The organism is Thermoactinomyces vulgaris, from assembly GCF_005886755.1.
GTDB lineage: Bacteria > Bacillota > Bacilli > Thermoactinomycetales > Thermoactinomycetaceae > Thermoactinomyces > Thermoactinomyces vulgaris.
The window spans coordinates 1,058,525-1,077,307 of record NZ_CP039710.1; the positions used below are offsets into that span (position 1 = coordinate 1,058,525).

An 18,783-nucleotide genomic window follows, 5' to 3' on the forward strand; every position below is an offset into this window, starting at 1 on the left:
GAACATGAATGTTCGTCGTTCGCATGGAGAAAACGGGTTTACTCTGATTGAAATGTTGGTTGTCCTGTTTATTATCGGTTTGATTTTGGCAATTGCCATTCCCAATTTGAAAGCGGCGGGATTAAAAGCACAGGAGAAAGCGGATCTGGCCAACCGGCAAATGATTGCGGCCCAAGCGGATCAGTATTTTTTGGAGTACGGGGAATATCCGACGGTTGAAGAATTGGTGAAAAGGGGTTATTTGCGTTCCATCCCTCCATGTCCGTCCGGAAACGGGAAATATGTGATCCATCCGGAACCAAATCTTCCTTTTGAACGGAGAGTCACTTGTCATGCCAAATGACGGAAAGTCGGGCGGCCAAGCGGGATGGACGCTGATCGAAGTTATTTTTGCTTTGTTTTTGTTTGGATTGTTGGCCGCTTTGTGTGTTCCCGCCGTCATGTCGCTGGGGGAGCGGGTGGAAAGAAAGCTGTTGATCGAGGAGCTTGCGACCCAACTGCAACTGGCGCAAATGGAAGCTGTCACGAGACAAGCGGAAGTGACAGTGCAGTGGGAAGCAAAGGAAGTGAAAGTGATCGAGGATGGGACGATATTAAGGAAAATGGATATCCCTCCGCCATACCGGTTGGACAGCAACTATCCGGGGCAACGGCTCACTTTCCGGGAAACGGGACAGGTGCGCGGTGGCACGGTCACTTTTTATGTAAAAGACAAGCCCGTCGGCCGCATTGTGATTCAAGTGGCTTCAGGACTGCCGATGATCGAGGTGTTCGTCAATGCCGTCTGACCGTTTCAACAGCTCAAGCGGATATTCGCTGGCCGAACTGGTCAGTGCCGGCTTTGTCCTGGGGGTGTTTGTGTTTTTTGCTTTGCCTGTGATGAAAGAAATGCGGATGCACTATGCTTCACAAATGTTGCAGATGGAGATATCAGAGGCCATGCAAAGCAAAATGGAAGAGCTTCAACATGCCGATCCAGGGCAATGCAAGGGGCAAGAAAAAGTAAAAAGCCGCAAGATCCCGCAAAAAGAAATCCTTATGCGCTGGGATTGCAAAAAGGTGCAACCTTTCTTATATCAATTGGAGTTGAAGGCTGAATGGGAAGGATTCGATGGAAAAACCGAAAACCGGCGATGGTTCACCCACCGGTTTTACCCGTGAAAAAAGAAGCCGGATTTACATATATTGAATTTTGTATTGTTTTGTCCGCTTTGATCGTTTTTCTGCCGGCCTTGTTTTTTGTGTCCTCAACCACCGAGAAAGAAATCAAAGAAATGATTCATCACTCCCGGTTGGAGATGGATTACCTGTCTTTTCTGGTATGGCTGGAAAAAGACGTCCAAAAAGGAGTTCATTTTCGGGAAACGGATGGCGTGTTATACATTGAGCAGGATCAACAAGTGATGATTCGCTACATGCTGAAAGACCGGCGCTTGATCCGAAGCGTCAAAAAGCCGGAAGACAAGGGTTTCAGGGGCACGACCATTGTTCTGAACCATGTTTATTATGCGCATTTTTTACCGGATGGAAACGGGGTGAAGTCGGATGTCGGATTGCAAAACTGGTATGCCCATCAGGAATTTCAAACGTACTTTTCAAAACGGTCACAGGAGGCAGACCCATCCCGGTGAGTGCGGCATGGCTCTGCCGGTCACCCTCATGGTCGTGACGTTTTTATTCACGCTGATCATGCTGTCGGTTTCGCAAATGGTTCAGGTGAGAAAGATGCAAACGCTGTATCAGGAAAGAGTGAAAAGCCGGTATGTGGCTGAAAGCGGGATCGCCGTCGTCCAGCAACAATTGCGGTTGAACGGGCAAAACCGGGCAGACGCGCCGGATGAAACCATGATTCAGGTGGAGGACCGGTATGTCTTGGTAAAAGTGGAAGTCAAGCCGTCCCGTGTCCATGTACAAGCCACCACGTGGGGGGAACAGGGAGTGGTGCAAACCGTGGAGGCCTTTCTCCATCCGGACACCTATGCTGTTTCGCGGTGGATCCGGTAAACCGGTATTTCCTGGTTTAAAGTTTTTTGTGCCGGGTCATGCTAAAGGCTGAGGTGATTCAATGTCATTCAGGGATTGGTTTACCTATTTGTTGGAAAGATTCATCTGGTATCTCGAAACCCCCCGGACCGAACGGAAGAAATTGAAACAATCGCGAAAAGAGCCTTGGAGTGTCCGCTGGTTTGGATTGATCCCTTTCTCGATGAAAATGACCATTGACAAACAACGAAGCAGATTGCGAGGGAAGCAAAGTGGAAAATAATTACCGGTTGATGAATTTGAAACAGGAGCCGAAGTTGTTGGAGCAAATTCAAAAATGGGAACGGGAACTTCATGAAAAGACCGGAAGCCATGTGGCCCTGATTGCTTACGAAGAAAAGCAAACGGAACAACTTCACAAAAAGGAGCGGGAGTGAAGCTCCTTTTCTTTTTGTTCTGTGTTATACTTTATAATTGAGTTTCGACCTTATTAATCGATTATAGATTTACCTACATTTAAAAGGAGCGAATCCTTGATGGTACATCGTACAAAAACCCGACCGGTAAAAGTGGGAAATATCCAAATCGGGGGAAACGACCAAGTTGTGATACAAAGCATGACCACAACCAAAACCCATGACGTCAAAGCAACCGTTGAGCAGATTCAGAAGCTGGAAGAAGCCGGATGCCAGATTGTGCGCGTGGCTTGTCCCGATCAGCGTGCGGCAGAGGCCATTCCGTTGATTAAAAAAGAAGTGAATGTCCCCCTGGTTGCGGATATTCATTTTGATTATAAGTTGGCATTAAAAGCGATTGAAGGCGGGATTGACAAAATCCGTATCAATCCGGGAAACATCGGCCGCCGCGAAAAAGTGGAAGCGGTCGTCAAAGCCGCCAAGGAACGAGGGATTCCCATTCGGATTGGTGTGAATGCCGGATCTTTGGAAAAACGCATCTTGGAGAAATACGGCTACCCGACGGCAGAAGGCATGATTGAGAGCGCATTGTACCATATCGGCATTTTGGAAGAGTTGGATTTTCATGATATTATCGTTTCGTTAAAAGCCTCGGATGTCCGGTTGGCGATTGATGCATATAAATTGGCGGCCGAAACATTTGATTATCCTTTGCATTTGGGAATCACTGAATCGGGAACGTTGTTTTCCGGAACGGTGAAAAGTTCGGCCGGTTTGGGTGCACTCTTGGCAATGGGAATCGGAAACACTATTCGGATCAGCCTGAGTGCCGATCCGGTGGAGGAAGTGAAAGTGGCCCGCGAATTGCTGAAATCGTTCGGATTGGCAGCCAATGCCGCCACTTTGATTTCTTGTCCCACCTGCGGCCGGATCGAGATCGATTTGATCTCCATTGCCAACGAGATTGAAGAGTACATTGCAAATATCCAAGCGCCCATCAAAGTGTCTGTGTTGGGATGTGCCGTAAACGGTCCGGGTGAAGCTAAAGAAGCGGATATCGGAATTGCCGGGGCCCGTGGAGAAGGATTGCTGTTCCGTCACGGCAAGATTATCCGCAAAATTCCCGAAGAGAAAATGGTTGAAGAACTTAAAAAAGAAATCGACAAGCTCGCGGAAGAGTATTATAAAAAACAAGAAGCAGAGAAACAAAACGTTCTCAATGCTTAAAGAACAGCCATCCTTAAAAAAGGATGGCTTTTTCATTGCACGGAAAACGGGTTTCCGGCATTTTTCCAATTCCATGTATAAATCCCGCTTTTTTTTGTGATACTATTGCTGATCCCAAGTTAAAGGAGGGACCTCATGAGAAAATTAGCTTTGATCTTGGTGATTATTGGCGCATTAAACTGGTTGTTGGTAGGACTTTTTCAATGGGATTTGGTATCGGCCATTTTCGGAGGCGAAGCTTTCAGGGAATCCTCCTTTCTCAGCCGCATCATTTATGCCCTGGTCGGGATTGCGGGGATTTATGCGATTCGCTTCCTCTTTGACGACCGTACAAAAGCCGAATCCCAATAACATGAGTGAAACTCCGGGCAAATCCGTCTGGAGTTTTTTCGGGGATAAAAAATTTGATTCTTTCGTAAAATCAGGAAATAAGTTAAGATCAAAAAAGAAAGGGGGAGGCAAAAATGAAACCGCTCATCGGACTGACGATGTCTTTGGAAAACGAGATCAAACAATATCTTTCCAAAGCTTACAGTGATGCGGTGTTTGAAGCCGGAGGGATCGCCCTGGTCATTCCCTATACCGTGGAAGATCACGTGATTCAACAACTGAGCTTAAAATTGGATGGATTGATTTTGACCGGGGGAGGGGATATCGATCCGACCTTGTTTGATGAAGAGCCGCATCCCGGATTGGGTGAAATCGTTCCGGACCGCGATGAGATGGAGATCGCGTTAATTGAACAGTTCATGGAGCAAAACAAGCCCATCCTGGGGATTTGTCGCGGTTGCCAGATCTTAAACATTGCGCTCGGAGGAGACATGTACCAGGACCTTGCCGCCCAAAAGCAAACCCTTTTGCAGCATGCACAGCGGGCGCCAAGGGATCATGCTTCCCACACCATTACCATTGTGGAAGATACCTTGCTCCAATCGATTTATCAAAAAGGGCTGGCCAAGGTGAACAGCTTTCACCATCAAGCGGTCCGCAATGTCGTGGAACCTTTTCGTGTTTCGGCCGTGTCTAAAGACGGGGTCATTGAAGCGTTCGAAAGCAAAGAACACCCTTTTATGATGGGAGTGCAATGGCATCCGGAGGACATGGTGAAAAGGGATGCCGATGCACACCGTCTCTTTTGTGCTTTTGTGGAGGCTTGCATCAGAAGAAAAAGGGGGGAAACCTGAATTCGACAACCTCCGGTTCCTGTGTTAATATGCGGAGTATGGTGATGATTTTATTGATTCTTGCTTGGATGATTTTAAACGGATTTGGTTTTTTGCTGATGGGATGGGATAAAGCCCAAGCCATGAAACGGAAATGGAGGGTCAGAGAAAGCGCCTTTTTTTTGCTGTCTTTTTTTGGAGGGGCCACCGGGGTTTGGATGGGGATGAAAGCTTTTCGCCATAAGACCCTGCACCGGTCTTTTCGCATCGGGGTTCCTGTGCTCTTTGCATGGAACTTGTTTTTTCTTTATGTTTTGTGGGAAATCATCTAGCCGTTTTTTCATACCCGCCTCCTTTTTGATGCAAACTATGGATCAAAAAGGGGGTTTCATTTATGAAGCGAACTAAACCGATTTTTCTCTTTATTCTTTTTTTGTCAAGCTTGTTTTTCTTTCCGGAAGCGGCATGGTCTTTTCAGGAAAAAAAGGATCCGGAAGTCCGGTTGATGGTGAGGTTTGGCGAAAACGAGTGGAGTTTGGATTTGCGTGAAATCGGTTTTGACGGGATCGACCCGACCACTTTGAATCAGGATGCGCTCATGAATCAAATCCGTGAGACTATCGAAAAAGAGGTGAATCGCAAGCCTCAACCGGCATACTACAAGGATCGCAAGGTGGTTCCTCATCAACTTGGAGTCAAGGTGGACCGCCAAAAAATCAAATTATGGTTTGACGAAATTCATGATTACATCAATCGCCCGGTTGATTTGCCCGTTCAGTGGTCCATGCCGGAACTTACCACGAAGGAACTATTGCAATTAAAAGAAAAAGTATTGGGCAGTTATACCACATTTTTTAATTACAGAAATGTAAACCGCTCGCATAATATCTATTTATCCGCCAAAGCCATCGACCATCATGTGCTGATGCCCGGGGAAACCTTTTCCTTTAACAAAGTTGTCGGAATTCGTTCCAGAGCGCGGGGATACCGGATGGCGAAGATCATCGTAAAAGGGGAATACAGCGAAGGGGTGGGCGGCGGCATTTGCCAAACTTCATCCACTCTGTTTAATGCCGTTGATATGGCGGGGCTTGAAATTGTTGAACGAAACAGCCACAGCCGCCGGGTGGCTTACGTGCCCAAAAACCGGGATGCCACCGTATCCTGGGGAGGGCCAGATTTCAAGTTTAAAAATACGCTTTCCAAACCGATTTTGATTGCAGCCGGCGTCAGGAAAGGAATGTTGACGATTCATATTTATGCTCCGAGCGATGCCCGTCATTTTCCGCGTGAAGTTCCCGAGCCTCCGAGTGAAAAAGAATCCATTCGGGAGGAAGTGAAAGAAAAAAAGGCGAATCTTGGATAAGCCGGCGACATATCTTTAATAAAAATGGGTGATTATTTGACAAAAGTTGGTGACTCGTAGATCATTCCGGGAACATTTGCTATAATCAAGTCATTGTTTCAGGCTCACCGAAGGAGGTATTGGATGAACAAGACCCTTCTCAGCAGCCTTGCGATGATTTTTCTCCTGCTGGCAGGATGTTCCGGGTCTTCCCAACAAGTGGAAGTCACGTTCAGTGACCAATCCAAAATGATCAAGCTTGAATCAAGTGATCATACTTTGGCAGAGGCGTTGGAGGGGGCTGGTTTGAATGTGGCGGAGTTGAAACGGAAATATTCGCCGAGCATTCAGTGGAACCAACCTCTTAAAGGACATAACCAAGTTCAATTGATCTGCAAATGTGAAGTCTCGCTTCAAGTCGGCGGAAAGGACATGGGAACGTTCGAGACTTCGAAGACGACCGTTGGTGATGTCTTGGAAGAAAAAAACATTCAAATTTCCGAGTGGGATGAAGTCAATCAGCCTCTGAATCAGAAAATCAAAGACGGCGTGAAAATCGTCGTGGATCGTTATGAACAGCGGATTCAGAAAAAAATAGAACTGGTGCCTTATAAAACCAAGGAAGTTGAAGATAAAGAATTGGCCAAAGGCGAAAAAGAAGTGGAGCAAGAAGGGAAAAAAGGGAAGAAAATCTACGAAGTCGCCATGATGTATAAAAACGGGGAGCCCATGGAGGAAAACGGGAAACAAGTGGTGAAGCAAAGATTGGTGGATACGGTTCAGCCTGTCGAAGAAATTGTAAAAATTGGCACGAATGAAGAATTGGCTGAAAAAGAAGACACCCAATTGGCGTCTGCCGGCACATTGACCGTTCAGGCCACTGGTTACACCCATACAGGCAGCAGAACCGCAACAGGTACATACCCGCGTCGTGGAACCATTGCCGTGGATCCGGATGTGATTCCTTTGGGAACAAAACTGTATGTTCCGGGTTACGGTTATGGAGTGGCGGAAGATACCGGAGGAGCAGTGCAAGGCCATATCATCGATTTGTTTTTTGAAACAAGAAGTGAAGCGATCCAATGGGGAAGAAGAACGGTAACGATCAAGATTTTAAAATAAAATAGAAAAAAGTGGACCTGCAATCAAAAGAATTGCAGGTTTTTTTTGTTGAATAGGGAATTATTTTTATAGCAGGGAGTTCTTCTTGGGTGAAGAGACATCGTTTCCTTCGCAATGATCTCCAAACGGCCCCGGCTACACCATCCTTCCATGAAGCATTCAAACCATCCGATCATGCCGTCACATTTTGGTTTAAATTTCCTCAGATAGAGGAATATTGTTAGTGAGAATAAAGTGATGTATGGGGGAAATGCAAGCAGATATTTGGTATATTTTGTGATATTTTCTTTGTTTTCGGTAGCTGATTGAGCTATACTTGAAAACAAGGAATCTTTCATCCGAGGTGTGACGATGGTAGGTCGGAATGAATCCTGCCCGTGCGGCAGTGGAAAAAAGTACAAAAAATGTTGTGAAAGGGTAGTGACTCTGTCTGTAGCTGAAAAAGCAAGAGAAGATCGGGAAAGTCAACTGAAGAATGATTTGCTGCATGAGTTTAATCAATGGTTCCATCGACACATGCCACCAGAAATGCAATTGGATTGGGTCGACCGTTTTAAGCAGTTGCTGAACATTCCGCCTGAAAAGCCGATTCCGCACGACATGTCCGCTTTCTTCCGATTTTGGCTGTTGTTTGATGCACCCAGCCTGAATCATAAACGTCCCGTAGAGATCTGGGCCTCCACACTTTTGAAAAAAAATCCCTACCAAAAACGACTTGCAAAAAGCTTTTGCCAATCCCGCTTTACTTGTTACGAGTTGTTGGATTTTGATGAACAAAAAGCGGTCTATCGGATGCTGACGGGCGGCGGGGAGATGACGGTGAAGCATCCGGCAGGAGAATATCCGCCGGCACCTTTGATTTTCGGGCGGTTTGTCCGAATCGGCAATCATTATGAACTGATTGGCCCTTATACATCCTTCTTGCATGAGATGAGAGGGGAGATACTTTTGCAACTAGAGAAATACAACCACTTGGAAGAAGAAAATAAGTATACGACTTGGGAGAACGGTTGGAGAGTTTTTGGTTGGTCCATTCAACGTGCAGAAGAAATGGAAAATTCAAAATCTGTTCAAACAGGGCCAAAAGTTTCAGAAGAAAAAACCTCCGGATGGCCTGTCTTGGAGGAGAAAAATGAAACGTTGCCTTTGTATGTCATGCAGCAATTTGAACAATTTTTCATTCAATATGTTTCTTCTTTCCAAAAAGGGACGCAAGCTTTGTACAGCCAATCGATCGATAAATTGTACCAATACCTGTCCTCCCGGTTCGGAAACCGGTTTCGCTGGGAGCATTTGGATGAAGAGGCGTTTATTCATTTTCTCAGTAAATGGTATTTGGATCAGGGAAAATGCACACCTCAGGGTTCCCGCGTTTTCCTCAACACACTGAAGTATTTTTTCCGCTGGTTGGAAAGCGAAAAGATGGCTCACGTTTATCCGGTGTTCCGGAAAGTTTACATTTATTTGATCCGTACCTTGCCGGTTGCGGTTGAAGTGCGTAAATGGCTTTTGGATCATGGCATTTGTCAGGCTGAAAAGAATCCGGAAACGGTTGAAGAGAAACAGGAAATGTCGATGTTTACTTTTTCTTCTTCCGGACCGGTGGTCTATCTGGAAGGGAAATGGAAACCTGTCCATCTGTCGGCGGTTCCCTCGTTTACAACAGAACAGCGTTTTTGGATCCGGGGAAAGCTTGCAAAAAATGAAACGGGTTGTTATTTTACGCAGATCGACGGGGTCTATCCGGTGGTGGTTTTTGACAATCCGGCACAACTAATAAGTCAGAAATGATAAAAAGAAGCCATAGCAAGGGGTGGCTTCTTTTTTGTATGCAAAAGAACAAAAAAGAAAATAATAAGCATATCACTCAACCAAAAGGGGGATCTTCGAATGTTCCGCTTTCTCAACCAATTATTTGGACGGGAAAAAGATCAAAAACAACAACGCAACAATCAACAAGGGCAAAATAAAAAACAGGTCGAAGAACTGATGAATGAAGTGGGTCGTGAGTTGGGTGTGAATGAAAATACGCGTTCAACCAATCAGGACCCGAAGCAATTGGCGGAACGGATGAAAGAGGAGATCAAAAAACGGAAGTAAAAGGTGTTGAGTGAGGAGAGTACCCGGTCTGAAGCGGGTACTCTTTTTTTGTACTACAAAATTCAACGGGCCTGGATTCCTTTGTCCGGATGAAAATCCTGCCCGCAGGAGGGATTGAAATGCGTTGTTTGCCCCTGGACATGCCTCCATCGAGTTTGATTTCATGCCGGACTTCGTGTTTGATGTTACAGAGGGAGTGAATCCGGATGCATTCCAATTCCAACCATGAAATGATTCACTTTACGAATTGGCGGGAGCAATGGCAGCGGCAAAAAGAAAAAGAGTTTCAAACCATGCTTCAAGAAGTGGAGCAATGGGCCCGGCGGTTGATTTCCATCCGGGAAAAGATGCGGGCTCTTTATTGGTTTCAGCGATGTACCGGTTACCAACGCACCAAAGAATCAACAGCGGACATTCTCCCCGAACAAATATTTCAGCAGTGGTTTTTGTATGACTATTTTAATGTCAAACAGGAAAGGATGGTGGAATTCGTACTGAAAGAAGCCAAGCTTCATGATTATTGGGAATATGCTTCCAAGTTGATTGCGTCTTATTATTCGTTATATGAGATGCAACAAGAAGGCCAAACGGTGAAGCTTCGCTCTTTGCTGGAAGATGCGACCGAATGCCGTGTTGAGTGGTCCGGGACGGATGGACCGGGGACAGGGTGCACATACTATGCCTTGTTGAGGCCGGTCAAGGTGGGAGTCAGGTTTTATCCATTAAAGCCGGTTGTTTTTTTGACGAAAGAGCAGGCACAAAAGATGCAGGCATGGTCTTTTGAAAAGCGGAAGAACCGGACGGTTCCGGTGCGGATCTGGATGAAAGGCGAAGGGATGGGGCTGTTTCGGTTTGTTTTTTGAATCAATGAATGGAGGGGTTTTGCATGGGGAAAGTGGATTTACATGTGCATACAACGGCTTCGGATGGCTTGTTTTCTCCCGCCGGTGTGGTGCAGCTGGCGGAGGAAGCCGGGTTGAAAGGGATCGCCATCACCGACCATGATACCGTCGAGGGAATCGAAGAAGCCCGGGCAGAAGGAAAAAAACGGGGAATTGAAGTGGTGCCCGGTGTGGAAATCAGTACAATGTGGCAGGGGAAAGAAATTCACATGCTGGGATACCATATTGATATGTATGACAACCGTCTCCTCAAAATATTAAAGAAACAGCAAGAAGCCCGGCATCAACGCAATTTGAAAATCATCGACCGTTTAAACGAATTGGGGATTCCGGTTACTTATGAGGAGGTCATCGCCAAAAAGAAAAGAAATGCCCGAAAAAATCCGGGGAGGCCGCATATTGCCGAAGTATTGATCGATAAAGGCGTCGTAAAAACGATGGACGAAGCGTTTGATCAGTATTTGGGGAAAGATGGGAAAGCTTATGCGGTGGTTGAGCGGATTTCTCCGTTTGAAGCGATTGAATGCATTCATCAAAGCGGAGGAGCAGCCGTCATTGCTCATCCCGGTCTTTATGAGCAAGACGACTTGATCCCGCTCTTGGTGGAGAAAGGATTGGATGGCATAGAGATGAACCATCCTGATCATCCGGCCGATCAAAAAAGACATTATGAGGAGTTGGCGGATCAACTGGGAGTGCTGAAAACAGCGGGCTCGGACTTTCACGGGGAGCGAAACGGTTCCATGTATCACGCGCCGCTGGGCACATGCACAACAGACATCTCCGTCATAAAGGACTTGAAAAAACATCGCCTTTATCTTTAGAAAATTTTTTCCATCCGCATGTGTAAGATCCCGGCATCTTCAAACGGGGTGCCAAAAGCGACATAACCCAACTTCTCGTAAAAGGGCAACGCGGAGACTTGCGCATACAGCAAGACTTTTTTGGCCCCTTTTTGCCGGGCGAAGGTTTCCAATGCCTCCATCAATTTCGTGCCGGCACCGGTTTTTCGGTACTCTTTTAAAACGGCCACTCTTTCCGCTTTGCCCGTATCATGGTCAATAAAACGGAGGCGGCAGGTTCCGACGGGAATGTCTTCCAGCCAGGCAAGGAAATGGACGGATTTTTCTTCCCATTCGTCCATTTCCAAGTCTTTTGGCACTTGTTGTTCCTCGATGAACACCTTGGTCCGGATCGAATAGACAAGCTCCATTTCTTTGGAGCCGGTCGCTTGTTTTACGGTGGTGTCTGCCAATTGCATACCTTCCTTTCTCAGTCCTTGGCCAGCAGGAAAGATTGATGAATGCTCCAAGAACCGTTTTCCAATTGGTACATCAAATGAAAACGGTCAATTTTTGATTCCATTTGCACATTTTTCATTCGCAAGCTTCCGTAAACATCATGCAACTCATCTTCCGCCATTTTTTGCCCGATCGTGAGATGAGGGATGTATTTGTAGGGAGCTTCGACGCTTTCAAACACCTCGCTGATTTTATTGTGCAATTTGACCAAAGGCTCTCCATTTTCAATGGCATAATAGATGGTGTTGCTGGTGGGATGAAAGTGGCTGATTTTATGGAATTTAATTTGAAACGCTTTGACTTCTTTGGCGATTCTCTCCAGATCTTGAACCGCTTTCTCGAGTTTGTCGTCAGAAAGTTCGAATTTCTCTTTTAAAGTGATATGCGGGGGAATTAAGGAATAATGCGGATCATAGCGTTTTCGTAAAGCGTTTACTTTGTCTTGGACATGTTTCTGTGGAAAGGCAACAATGCCGTAGTACATCTGAATCCCTCCTCAAAATAGTGACTCCTTTTATTATAACTTTTATTTAAGCAGAACGCATCTGTCTGCAAAGAATAAGACAGGCCGCAAAGATCCGGCCTGCCTGCTCAGAGGAGGGAATGTAGAGGTGTTGCAATGGTTGTTTTATTTTATGCGTTTCACATTGAACGGTTATGAAACCAGGCAAAAATATGCGTTTATCCAGGCATGAAAAGGAAGCGCCGCGGAAAAAATAGACATACAAGGAGGGTGTGAAAAATGACAAAGTGGATTTATTGGGCCAAATTGTTTGACAGTTCGTTTCAAGCGCGCTGCCTGGCAACACGCATGCAGGAAGATTGGTGGCTGTATGGTTACGACAGCCCGGAGGAAGTGGAAGTATTCCGCTCCAAAAAAGGGAAATACGGGGTGCGGTACATTTGGAGAAAAAAATTTTAAAAAACCCCTTGCATGTTCCAGAGAATTATTGTATATTAAAACATGTCGCTGATGACAAAGCGGAAAACGACGCGGGGTGGAGCAGTCAGGTAGCTCGTCGGGCTCATAACCCGAAGGTCGCAGGTTCAAATCCTGTCCCCGCAACCAAATGTGGAGCTGTGGTGTAGAGGCCTAACATGCCTGCCTGTCACGCAGGAGATCGCGGGTTCGAATCCCGTCAGCTCCGCCATCTTTAATGGGCCTATAGCTCAGTTGGTAGAGCAGTCGGCTCATAACCGATCGGTCACAGGTTCGAGTCCTGTTGGGCCCACCATATCACTTCCTTTTCTATTCACAAACTATTCAAAACTTGGGCAGTTAGCTCAGGGGGAGAGCGCTTCCTTGACACGGAAGAGGTCGTTGGTTCGATTCCAATACTGCCCACCAAATCGAACCCCTTCACAAAAGAAGGGGTTTTTGCTTGATAAACGGATACGCTGTGTCAGATCCGTTTCAAAATTGACGCCGGCCGGAGCCCGCTTCTTTTCATGGGGGGATTTCCATGAGGGGAGCGGGCTTTTTGTGTCTTCATCCAATCCCGGTTGTCCGGTCCGGACAAAAACTTTTGATTTCAATACGAATGAATTATCCGGAGACCAAGGTAAGGAGGGATTGGATGAAGCGATGGATCTTATGGGGGGCAACGCTTTTGTTCGCAGGGGGTGTGTTGACGGGTTGCTCCACGCAAGGACAAAAAGCGGAGCCGAAAGCGAAAAATCTCGCGGCGGTCAGTGAGGAAAAAACGGATGCCGAGGAGAAACAAGAACCGACCAAAGAGGAAAAAGTGTTTCAAACCGGTGAAACCGCGGCTGTTGACGGGCTGGAGATCACCGTCCAAAGCGCCGTTTTAAAAGACGGAAACAAATATATTCCGCCGGAGAAGGGAAAAGTGTTGGCGGTTCAATTTCAGTTGGCCAACCAGAAGGATGAACCGGTGAGTGTGGGGGTAGAAGCGTTTAATTTATATGATGAGGACGGGAACGCATTGCAAAGTTATTTTTCCTATGATGACGGGTTTATGAAGGCCGATTTGCAAAAAGGGGAGACGAAAAAAGGCGTCCTCTATTTTGATGTTCCCCAAAAAGAAAAATATGTGCTCCTTTATAAGCCTAATCTTACGGATGAAAAAGAAATCAAATTTGAAGTGGCATTGCAACACTCCTGATGACAGCTGATGATCCGGGCAGGGAGAAATGGAAGCACCGTTTGCCCGGTTTTTTTGATCCACTGTGAAAGCGGATTTATCAGCGCAAAGGAAAATGGTTTAATAGGAGTAAGTGGTCATACAGCCTGTCCGGATCAAAATGGAACGCCTGTTGTTTTGTTGCATGGGGGAGGCATCGATTCCGCCCGCCTGTCCTGGGGAGTACTGGCGCCGTTGTCAAAAAATTTCAGGTGTATGCGCCGGATCTTCCCTTGGCGATCTTTGAAAAATGCAAGCATTGGCCGCAAAGAGAACAGCCGGACAAATTCGTGCGGACTGTTACATCGTTTCTCAATCAAAAGGAATAACATTTACAATCGGGTGATTCAATGAAGTATCATTATGAAATCGAAAAGAAAGATTATCGTGATTTTGCAAGCGGACGGGTGTTGTACAATGTCCCCGGTTCCGCGCCGTTTCCCGTCCGGTTGGCAAGCGAAATTTTTTACCGGGCGCAATCGTTTTTAAATGAAGAAAAAAACGGGTTCAAGCTCTATGATCCGTGTTGTGGTTCGGGTTATCTGTTGACCGTGTTGGGTTTTTTGCATGCTTCCAAGATCCGTGAAATTGCGGCTTCGGATGATGATGAAAAAATGGTGGCGTTTGCGCGGAAAAATCTGTCCTTGCTTTCTTTTGCAGGGCTTCGTCGCAGAGAAGAAGAAATCCGGAAATACGTTAAGGAGTATGGAAAACCTTCGCATATAGAAGCGTTGGACAGTGTGCAGGTGTTAAAAGCTTATTTGAAGAAGGAACCCATCCAAATCACTTGTTTTCAAAGGGACATCACGAAGCCGGATGAAAACCCGGTCCAACGGGTCCAGGTCATCATCACCGATCTCCCATACGGGAATCTGGTTTCCTGGCGTGGAAATGATGAAAATCCGGTCCAATCCCTGTTTGAAAATCTGTGGAAAGCGATGGACTTAAACAACTCCGTCGCCGTCATTATTACCGGTCAGAAGATAAAACCGGAGCATGAGGGATTCAACCGGGTTCATCATTTTAAAGTCGGCAAACGGCATGTTTCATTTTTTAAACCGGTATCCTCATGAATTTTTTCAGCCGCTGATCAAAAAAAGCTGTCTGTGATTTCACAGACAGCTTTCGACTTCATTATTGAGAGACAGATTTTGCGGCATTGACACGGCCGTGTGCCCAATATTGGCCGGTTCCGGAGATTTGGTCAGCCGTTCCTTCGATGGCTTGACGGATTTCACTGGCACTTTTGCCTTGGGAGGCGAGCAATGCTGCCTGACCGGCAACCAGCGGTGTGGCCATGGAAGTTCCGGAAGCCGTTTGGTATCCCCCGCCGGGAACCGTGGATAAAATGTTTACCCCCGGAGCGGCTACATCAACCCAGCTTCCATAGTTCGAGAAGGAAGCGATTTTATCGTTGGAGTCGGTTGCGGCAACTGCGATGGCTTTTTCATAATAAGCCGGATAGCTGGGAGCGCTGGTGGATTCGTTCCCGGCTGCCGCCACCACAACAGCTCCTTTGCTTGCGGCATAATTCACGGCATTTTCCAATGTTGAAGCGCCTTGGGGAGATCCCAAGCTCAAGCTGATCACGTCAGCACCTTGGTCAGTGGCATGGGTGATTCCTTGTGCAACGGAATCCAGGGTGCCGGATCCGTTCGCATCCAAAACACGTTCTGCCAGAATTTTCACTTTCGGAGCCATACCGGCAATCCCGACGCCGTTGTTGGTCAAAGCAGCCGCGATTCCGGCACAGTGCGTTCCGTGCATATTTTCATCCATGGGGTCGTCATCGTTGTCAACGAAGTCTTTTCCTTTGATCACTTTTCCTTGCAGGTCGGGATGGTTGTAGTCAACCCCGGTGTCCACGATGGCCACCGTCACATTGGAAGAACCTTGGGTCACATCCCAGGCTTCTTCAGCACCGACGAGTTGAGGAGCATATTGCTCGCTGTATCTGGGATCATTCGGAGTGAAAAAGGCATGCACTTCATGGTTGGGTTCCACATATTCCACATTGGGGTTGGATTGGTATTGTTTCAGTACGTCTTCCATGTTTTGACCTTCGTTTACTTTCACCACTTGATAACCCAGTTGTTTATTGGTGGAAGTGATGGAGGCTTTTGCTTTGGCATGCAAGGCGGAAACGTCAGAAGATGTTGCGTTTTGTTTGAATTTTACGATAATTTCCTGAGGCTGTTTTTGAACCGTCTCCGCGTTGGCGTTGGATACGGTCGGAATGGACATAAACGTTCCCAATGCAAAGATGGCCGCCAGAGACAATACACGTTTCAGCAATGGGCTCATCCTTTCTATACTATACTAAAATATTTTCAGTTAGGATTCTATTTTCAATTTGTTACAAAAGTTTAACGAATTTTATTCATTATTGTAAAAATGAATTTATATTAAAAAATAATAAAAATAACCTTTCGGAAAATAGAGCGTTGCCGGAGTTCCCGTCGAAAAATGCGGAAGTGTTTTCTTGTCCGCTTGACCGAAAGACGGAAGGAATCTTCTTTTCATCGTATGAAGGCGGCGAAAGATGAGTTCCGGATTCCATCCGTGCTATAATGGGCGTGACGAATTGATGATGGGTGAAAATATGGACCAAACAAAACTCAAGATGTTGATACAAGCAGCCAAAATGTATTACCAGGAGGATTACAACCAGCAGGAAATCGCCAACCAGTTGGGGGTTTCGCGTCCGACTGTGTCGCGCCTTTTGCAACAGGCCAAAGAAGAAGGAATTGTGCGGATTGAAATCGTGGATCCTTCTCTTCGTTTGGATCAACTTGCAGCTGCTTTAAAAGAAAGATACCGGATGAAAAAAGTGTTGATTGTACCGGTTCACAACTATGACGAAAAAACGGTGAAAAAAATGCTTGGCAGGCAGGCGGCCTTGTACTTGGACCAAATCGTTGCAGACGGGGATTTGATCGGTGTTGCCTGGGGGACAACCTTGTATCAGGTTGCGCTTCATTTGAAGCACAAGCCGGTCAATCATGTGCATGTGGTGCAATTAAAAGGAGGCGTCAGTTATTCGGCGGAGCATACTTATGCCTCGGAAATCATGCAAAGGTTCGGGCAAGCTTACGGAACGATTCCGCATTATCTCCCGCTTCCCGCCATTGTCGACAAGGCGGTGGTGAAAGAAGCAATCGAAGCCGACAAGCACATTCAAAAACTGCTGAAAATGGGGAGACAGGCCAATATTGCGGTTTATACCGTCGGGGAAGCGTTGTCCGATTCCCTGTTGTTCCGGTTGGGTTATCTGAACAAGGAAGAGTTGGAACTGCTCTCCGCCAAAGCCGTCGGGGATATTTGCTCCCGTTTTTATGATGAAAACGGCAAGATTTGCGATGAACGTTTAAATCAACGAACCATCGGCATTGAATTGGACGAATTGAGAAAAAAGGAGCACTCCGTTTTGGTGGCGGGGGGATTGAATAAAGTGAAGGCGATCCGCGGGGCTTTGCAGGGACGGTATGCCAACGTGTTGATCACAGATCAGCACACGGCCCGATTGCTTCACGAACAAAGCGGCGGAGAAAACGAATGAGCGACGATACGGGGCATTCGGATTGAATGCTCTTTTTTATTTTCCGTTTCGCCGATCATAATAAGGAGAAAGAGGATTGGAAAGATGTTGGTTTTACATTTGTTAATATTTTAATTTACATATGTTCACCCCTTTGATATATTTGCTTTGAAGGCAGGAATGGAATAAGTCGGATGGCTTTGTGCGATAAAGAATGAAGGGAGTCGTTAGGAAAATGCGGATGATCGATTTGATCGAAAAGAAAAGAGATAAAAAGGCGTTGACCGAAGAAGAGATTCGGTTTTTGGTGCAAGGTTACACCCGGGGAGAGATTCCGGATTATCAAATGGCCTCCTTTTTGATGGCGGTTTATTTTCAAGGGATGACTCCTGAGGAAACCGCTCATTTTACCATGGAAATCGTCCGCTCGGGAGAGCAGATCGACTTGTCTTCCATTGAAGGGATCAAGGTGGATAAGCACAGTACCGGAGGCGTGGGGGATACCACCACATTGGTGCTGGCGCCGCTGGTGGGTTCGGTCGGTGTGCCGGTTGCCAAAATGTCCGGCCGCGGGCTGGGGCATACCGGCGGAACGATTGATAAACTTGAATCCTTTCCCGGATTTCATGTCGAGGTGGATAATGAGCAATTCATCCGGCTGGTGAATCAAAATAAAGTCGCCGTCATCGGCCAGTCCGGAAAGCTGACGCCTGCCGATAAAAAGTTGTATGCCTTGCGGGATGTGACCGGAACCGTCAATTCCATTCCGCTGATTGCCAGTTCGATCATGAGCAAAAAAATTGCTTCCGGTTCGGATGCCATCGTATTGGATGTGAAGGTGGGAGCCGGGGCTTTCATGAAGAGCATGGAAGATGCGCGGCAACTTGCCCGGACCATGGTGGAAATCGGCGGCAATGTGGGAAGAAAATCCATGGCGGTGATCTCGGATATGAGCCAACCGCTCGGTTTCGCCGTCGGAAATGCCCTCGAAGTCAAAGAAGCCATTGACACGTTGAAAGGAAAAGGGCCGAAAGATCTGGAAGAGCTTTGTTTGACGTTGGGCAGCCACATGGTTTGCCTGGCCGGCAAAGCCCAAACTCCGGAAGAAGCCCGATCATTGCTCAAAGAATCCATGAACAACGGAAAAGCGCTTGAAACCATGAAGCAATTTATCCGGGCGCAAGGCGGGGACGACCGGTATGTCGATCATCCGGAGCAGTTGCTGACCGCAAAGTATACGATGGAAGTGAAAGCGAAAGAGGACGGATATGTCTCCGAAATCACAGCCAATGAAATCGGAACGGCCGCCATGATGCTGGGAGCCGGACGGGCCACCAAAGAATCCGAAATCGATTTGGCGGTGGGATTGGTGTTAAACAAAAAGATCGGCGATTCCGTCCGCAAAGGAGAGACACTCGTCACCATTCACAGCAACCGTTCGTCGGTGACAGACGTCATTGAAAAAGTGGAACAGGCTTATGCGATCAGCCAAAAACCGGTTCAACCGCCTGCTTTGATTCACGACATTGTTCAAGGATGACA

The 18,783-nt window shown here is 46.8% G+C and carries 25 protein-coding genes and 4 tRNA genes; 26 read left to right on the forward strand and 3 right to left on the reverse strand.

Features of this window, described 5'->3' with window-relative positions:
• Window positions 1-4 precede the first annotated feature (4 nt).
• The 17 genes from FA954_RS05490 (at window position 5) to FA954_RS05565 (ending at window position 11,082) form a co-directional block, all read left to right on the forward strand.
• Complete coding sequence (locus FA954_RS05490; protein ID WP_049720324.1) at window positions 5-343, forward strand: competence type IV pilus major pilin ComGC; 339 nt, start codon at window positions 5-7, stop codon at window positions 341-343.
• On the forward strand, window positions 333-788 hold the full coding sequence (locus FA954_RS05495; RefSeq protein ID WP_037995095.1) for a GspH/FimT family pseudopilin: 456 nt from the start codon (window positions 333-335) through the stop codon (window positions 786-788). Before FA954_RS05490 ends, FA954_RS05495 begins: the two co-directional genes overlap by 11 nt.
• A complete protein-coding gene (locus tag FA954_RS05500) occupies window positions 778-1,161 on the forward strand; it encodes a hypothetical protein (protein ID WP_037995093.1) in 384 nt (127 codons plus the stop codon). Before FA954_RS05495 ends, FA954_RS05500 begins: the two co-directional genes overlap by 11 nt.
• Entirely contained in the window at window positions 1,098-1,631 is a 534-nt protein-coding gene (locus FA954_RS05505) for a hypothetical protein (protein WP_138614918.1), read from the forward strand. The genes FA954_RS05500 and FA954_RS05505 overlap by 64 nt, the downstream gene beginning before the upstream one ends.
• Window positions 1,632-1,638: 7 nt before the next feature.
• A complete protein-coding gene (locus tag FA954_RS05510; RefSeq protein WP_037995089.1) occupies window positions 1,639-2,004 on the forward strand; it encodes a hypothetical protein in 366 nt (121 codons plus the stop codon).
• 61 nt (window positions 2,005-2,065) lie between these two features.
• Window positions 2,066-2,266 (forward strand): YqzE family protein, encoded by a 201-nt coding sequence (locus tag FA954_RS14085; RefSeq protein WP_037995087.1) that lies wholly within the window; start codon window positions 2,066-2,068, stop codon window positions 2,264-2,266.
• Window positions 2,256-2,420 (forward strand): hypothetical protein, encoded by a 165-nt coding sequence (locus tag FA954_RS13650; protein WP_156097725.1) that lies wholly within the window; start codon window positions 2,256-2,258, stop codon window positions 2,418-2,420. The genes FA954_RS14085 and FA954_RS13650 overlap by 11 nt, the downstream gene beginning before the upstream one ends.
• A gap of 99 nt (window positions 2,421-2,519) precedes the next feature.
• The gene (gene ispG / locus FA954_RS05520; RefSeq protein WP_037995084.1) at window positions 2,520-3,626 is read left to right on the forward strand and encodes a flavodoxin-dependent (E)-4-hydroxy-3-methylbut-2-enyl-diphosphate synthase; all 1,107 of its coding nucleotides are present in this window, start codon (window positions 2,520-2,522) and stop codon (window positions 3,624-3,626) included.
• Between the two features lie 135 nt (window positions 3,627-3,761).
• Window positions 3,762-3,977 carry a DUF378 domain-containing protein gene (locus tag FA954_RS05525; protein ID WP_037995082.1) on the forward strand — a complete coding sequence of 72 codons (216 nt, stop codon included), beginning with the start codon at window positions 3,762-3,764 and terminating at the stop codon, window positions 3,975-3,977.
• Between the two features lie 113 nt (window positions 3,978-4,090).
• Complete coding sequence (locus FA954_RS05530; protein WP_037995080.1) at window positions 4,091-4,810, forward strand: gamma-glutamyl-gamma-aminobutyrate hydrolase family protein; 720 nt, start codon at window positions 4,091-4,093, stop codon at window positions 4,808-4,810.
• A 44-nt stretch (window positions 4,811-4,854) separates the two neighbouring features.
• A complete protein-coding gene (locus FA954_RS05535) occupies window positions 4,855-5,121 on the forward strand; it encodes a DUF1294 domain-containing protein (RefSeq protein ID WP_049720320.1) in 267 nt (88 codons plus the stop codon).
• A gap of 62 nt (window positions 5,122-5,183) precedes the next feature.
• Window positions 5,184-6,155, forward strand: coding sequence for a VanW family protein (locus FA954_RS05540; RefSeq protein ID WP_062843149.1), 972 nt, complete (start codon window positions 5,184-5,186; stop codon window positions 6,153-6,155).
• A gap of 123 nt (window positions 6,156-6,278) precedes the next feature.
• Window positions 6,279-7,256, forward strand: coding sequence for a 3D domain-containing protein (locus FA954_RS05545; RefSeq protein ID WP_049720318.1), 978 nt, complete (start codon window positions 6,279-6,281; stop codon window positions 7,254-7,256).
• 420 nt (window positions 7,257-7,676) lie between these two features.
• Window positions 7,677-9,047 carry a hypothetical protein gene (locus FA954_RS13655; protein WP_175413155.1) on the forward strand — a complete coding sequence of 457 codons (1,371 nt, stop codon included), beginning with the start codon at window positions 7,677-7,679 and terminating at the stop codon, window positions 9,045-9,047.
• A gap of 99 nt (window positions 9,048-9,146) precedes the next feature.
• A complete protein-coding gene (locus FA954_RS05555) occupies window positions 9,147-9,356 on the forward strand; it encodes a hypothetical protein (RefSeq protein WP_037995073.1) in 210 nt (69 codons plus the stop codon).
• A gap of 206 nt (window positions 9,357-9,562) precedes the next feature.
• Window positions 9,563-10,219, forward strand: a complete 657-nt coding sequence (locus FA954_RS05560; RefSeq protein WP_037995071.1) for a hypothetical protein — start codon at window positions 9,563-9,565, stop codon at window positions 10,217-10,219.
• Between the two features lie 23 nt (window positions 10,220-10,242).
• The gene (locus FA954_RS05565; protein WP_037995070.1) at window positions 10,243-11,082 is read left to right on the forward strand and encodes a PHP domain-containing protein; all 840 of its coding nucleotides are present in this window, start codon (window positions 10,243-10,245) and stop codon (window positions 11,080-11,082) included.
• On the opposite strand, the gene FA954_RS05570 is transcribed toward FA954_RS05565, so the two are convergent.
• Together FA954_RS05570 and FA954_RS05575 are read right to left on the reverse strand one after the other, a co-directional pair.
• Window positions 11,079-11,513 (reverse strand): GNAT family N-acetyltransferase, encoded by a 435-nt coding sequence (locus FA954_RS05570; RefSeq protein WP_049720314.1) that lies wholly within the window; start codon window positions 11,511-11,513, stop codon window positions 11,079-11,081. The two genes, FA954_RS05565 and FA954_RS05570, sit on opposite strands and share 4 nt — an antisense overlap.
• Before the next feature lie 17 nt (window positions 11,514-11,530).
• Entirely contained in the window at window positions 11,531-12,043 is a 513-nt protein-coding gene (locus FA954_RS05575; protein ID WP_037995065.1) for a 2'-5' RNA ligase family protein, read from the reverse strand.
• A gap of 258 nt (window positions 12,044-12,301) precedes the next feature.
• On the opposite strand from FA954_RS05575, the gene FA954_RS05580 reads away from it, so the two are divergent.
• From FA954_RS05580 to FA954_RS05615, 7 genes are all read left to right on the forward strand, one after another.
• Window positions 12,302-12,481 carry a hypothetical protein gene (locus FA954_RS05580; RefSeq protein ID WP_037995063.1) on the forward strand — a complete coding sequence of 60 codons (180 nt, stop codon included), beginning with the start codon at window positions 12,302-12,304 and terminating at the stop codon, window positions 12,479-12,481.
• 70 nt (window positions 12,482-12,551) lie between these two features.
• Window positions 12,552-12,628: transfer RNA gene (locus FA954_RS05585), tRNA-Met, on the forward strand.
• Window positions 12,629-12,633: 5 nt separating this feature from the next.
• A tRNA-Asp gene (locus FA954_RS05590) sits at window positions 12,634-12,710 on the forward strand.
• An 8-nt stretch (window positions 12,711-12,718) separates the two neighbouring features.
• Window positions 12,719-12,794, forward strand: a tRNA-Ile gene (locus FA954_RS05595).
• 38 nt (window positions 12,795-12,832) lie between these two features.
• Window positions 12,833-12,907: transfer RNA gene (locus FA954_RS05600), tRNA-Val, on the forward strand.
• Window positions 12,908-13,136: 229 nt separating this feature from the next.
• On the forward strand, window positions 13,137-13,685 hold the full coding sequence (locus FA954_RS05605; protein WP_052186680.1) for a DUF4352 domain-containing protein: 549 nt from the start codon (window positions 13,137-13,139) through the stop codon (window positions 13,683-13,685).
• A gap of 368 nt (window positions 13,686-14,053) precedes the next feature.
• Complete coding sequence (locus tag FA954_RS05615; RefSeq protein WP_037995059.1) at window positions 14,054-14,776, forward strand: hypothetical protein; 723 nt, start codon at window positions 14,054-14,056, stop codon at window positions 14,774-14,776.
• Between the two features lie 61 nt (window positions 14,777-14,837).
• Here FA954_RS05615 and FA954_RS05620 read toward each other — a convergent pair whose 3' ends face one another.
• Window positions 14,838-15,947 carry a S8 family peptidase gene (locus FA954_RS05620; RefSeq protein WP_425329141.1) on the reverse strand — a complete coding sequence of 370 codons (1,110 nt, stop codon included), beginning with the start codon at window positions 15,945-15,947 and terminating at the stop codon, window positions 14,838-14,840.
• Window positions 15,948-16,305: 358 nt separating this feature from the next.
• Here FA954_RS05620 and FA954_RS05625 point away from each other — a divergent pair, with 358 nt between their 5' ends.
• Together FA954_RS05625 and FA954_RS05630 are read left to right on the forward strand one after the other, a co-directional pair.
• Window positions 16,306-17,262 carry a DNA-binding transcriptional repressor DeoR gene (locus tag FA954_RS05625; protein WP_037995166.1) on the forward strand — a complete coding sequence of 319 codons (957 nt, stop codon included), beginning with the start codon at window positions 16,306-16,308 and terminating at the stop codon, window positions 17,260-17,262.
• Between the two features lie 214 nt (window positions 17,263-17,476).
• On the forward strand, window positions 17,477-18,781 hold the full coding sequence (locus FA954_RS05630; protein WP_037995053.1) for a pyrimidine-nucleoside phosphorylase: 1,305 nt from the start codon (window positions 17,477-17,479) through the stop codon (window positions 18,779-18,781).
• Window positions 18,782-18,783: the final 2 nt, after the last annotated feature.